The 2,523-nt window shown below is 35.8% G+C and carries 5 protein-coding genes; all 5 read right to left on the bottom strand.

The features are described from left to right. On the bottom strand, positions 1-678 hold a 678-nt coding region (locus V7266_RS28890), incomplete at its 3' end, for a LysM peptidoglycan-binding domain-containing protein (protein WP_335472659.1). Between the two features lie 264 nt (positions 679-942). After that, positions 943-1,446 carry a hypothetical protein gene (locus tag V7266_RS28885; protein WP_335472658.1) on the bottom strand — a complete coding sequence of 168 codons (504 nt, stop codon included), beginning with the start codon at positions 1,444-1,446 and terminating at the stop codon, positions 943-945. Then, positions 1,447-1,917: a hypothetical protein gene (locus V7266_RS28880; protein ID WP_335472657.1), complete on the bottom strand. Its 471-nt coding sequence runs from the start codon at positions 1,915-1,917 to the stop codon at positions 1,447-1,449. Between the two features lie 124 nt (positions 1,918-2,041). Beyond that, positions 2,042-2,281, bottom strand: coding sequence for a hypothetical protein (locus tag V7266_RS28875; protein WP_335472656.1), 240 nt, complete (start codon positions 2,279-2,281; stop codon positions 2,042-2,044). A 58-nt stretch (positions 2,282-2,339) separates the two neighbouring features. After that, positions 2,340-2,523: hypothetical protein (locus tag V7266_RS28870; RefSeq protein WP_335472655.1), on the bottom strand; the 184-nt coding region annotated here is incomplete at its 5' end.

The raw sequence follows: 2,523 nt of genomic DNA, 5'->3' as shown, positions 1-2,523 counted from the left end.
TGCTGGTGCTGCCGGTGCTTTTTCAGTTACTGTACTATTTGAAGTTGTCGCAGTGCTTCCTGTTGAGGCTGTATTTGAAGATACCGCAGTATCCCCTGTTGCCACACTTGTAGCCGCCGCCGTATTTCCAGATGTAACTGTATCTGATGTTGTCACAGTGCTAGTATTAGCCCCATTACTACTAACATTTAGGGTCTGACCAGCATAAATAGTGTCAGAAGTTAATTGATTCATAGATTTAAGATGAGGAACCGTTACATTGAAACGTGCCCCGATTACCGAAAGAGAATCACCTTTTTGAACGGTATAAGAAGAATCACTTACACTCGTTTCCGCGATTTTCAATTGCTGTCCAGCACGAAGAAAACTTGATGTCATGCCATTCAAGCGTTTTAGTTCACTAACACTTGTACCATTATCTCTTGCAATCGCCCAAAGACTATCACCTTTTTTTACCGTATAGGTAAGCGATAGTTTTTGATTGACATAGATTGTATCACTTGATAGAGCATTCCACTCTTTTAATTGATTAATAGACACATGATTTGATTGCGCAATTTTCCAAAGGCTGTCTCCTGGACGAACCGTATATGCGGGTTCCTGTGCACTTGCAGTGGCTCCAAAAGCAGTAAGAACGAGCCCGGCAGTTGCAGCGGCTGTTACTAAATTTTTCTTCACTTTTAATATTTCCTACCTTTCCTTTATTTACTTCAATAGACATATTAATGCAATTTCCGACAAAATACATCCTCCAAAAGTGGCAGATTTTATGGGTCTACTTAATCAAAATTAGAGAATAAGCAGGAATTATTCATTTAATTTTACAAGGTAAGCAAAAGGAGAAGTATGGAGATGATAAAAAAACTCGCCGATGGCGAGTTTTTTCCTACATATTTAGATGTCATGATCTTCCTGGTATTCTCTTTCAACCGATTCCTTTTACTATGCATCCTCCACTGTTTTCTTACTATTGTCAGTTATGAAACCGTAATAGACTCCGGTTACCGATTGAGTAACTAAGAATATCGGAAGAGAATAGATTAACTTATAATTATGCTGATAAGTAAGGATATGAAGAAGTGTAAATATCCATTGCATTGTCATAGCCAAAATGGACCAAGAGGTAATATAATAGGTAAACGTTCGTTTGTTTATGTGTAACCTGTGATAAAAGTACATGAAAAAATATCCAAATGGGGCAAATAATGAGTAATAAAACAAATCGAATAATTCATAGTGGTTTGTGTCATTTTGCCTGTAAAAGTCTAATATACCTCCACCTAGTGTAAAGTCAAACAACAATCCTGTTGTTAAACCACATAGCACACTTAAACAAGACACTTCTCTATTTAGTCTTTTCGGTAAGATAAACATTAATAAATATCCAATAAAATTAAGGATGATAAGCGATATTTCGTTTATGTTAAAGTTTCCAATCCAAATCAATTAATTTTTCACTCCTTTCAGAACGAACGAGCGGTAACAATTGATGACAAAATATCCTAAAAAGTGTAGTAAGAGATAATATACAAAATCATAAACCAAATTCCACTTGTGGAAACTGATAGCACCTAATCTTAGTAATACAATTTTTATTAGGACTAAAACAATACAAGAAATAAACATACCAACCACTTTTTTTAACACTGTCTTGCTTCTAGAAATTCTATTTATTCCGATCATACCAAGCATTGGGATAATAATACTCCGGTTAATGATATAAGCTGAAAAATCTAATGGATCTTTAGAATAGGTCATAAATTTTAATTCATCAACAGTAATCCAACTCCAATTCACATTTACAATAAACAAACAAAACAGAAGTGCTGAATTTTCCCATTTAGAATACGGCTTCTTCATTGCGTAAAATGCAGTTATACAAATCCACCCGATAAAAAAGGTTATTGAAAAGGCCATAGGTGTTTCACCTCTAGTTTTTTTAGTATCAAGCTTTTTTATAGGATTTGAAGAACAAAGGTAATTTATGTAAACAGGACACAACTAAAAGGGAGAAGCATGATAAAAACTTCTCCCTGCAACATCAACCATGATCTCGTTCGATACCTGTTGAAAACATCTCCCCCAAATACTCGGCGTGCGCCAAATACTGCTCCACAAATTCCGCTAAGGTAATGGGTATTCCGGTATCTTCTAACCAATAATCAAAACTAATTGCTATATTCTTTTTAATGATATCATTTTGGATCCAGATGGGGGCGAGCGGATGATTAATACCAGTGAGGACCTCAGCAATCTCTTGGATGGACGTTATGGACAACACCCTCTTTTCAAAAAAGTGGAAACCTTTTATTTAATGTATGTAAGAAATGAAATTTAACTCACATTGAATAAATCTTAGGGTACCTATTTTTAAAAAAGCTGATAAAAGGGGTAAAACCGCCGATATAATCAAAAAAACCGCCGATAAAAGTCCAGCATCCGCCGATATCTTCCCAAAAACCGCCGATAAACCGGCTCACAGCTAAAAAAGCCCCGCAAGACTCTGAACTGTGACCCATAAAG

The organism is Neobacillus drentensis (genome assembly GCF_036965645.1).
GTDB classification, from domain to species: Bacteria; Bacillota; Bacilli; order Bacillales; family Cytobacillaceae; genus Neobacillus; species Neobacillus drentensis_D.
The sequence above is the reverse complement of the archived record's forward strand: the minus strand, read 5'-3'. Positions and strand labels throughout refer to the sequence as shown.

Coding starts and splice junctions, on each gene's coding strand:
- V7266_RS28880 (WP_335472657.1), bottom strand. CDS start 1,917: ATGGCCTTTTCAATAACCTTTTTTATCGGGTGGATTTGTATAACTGCA.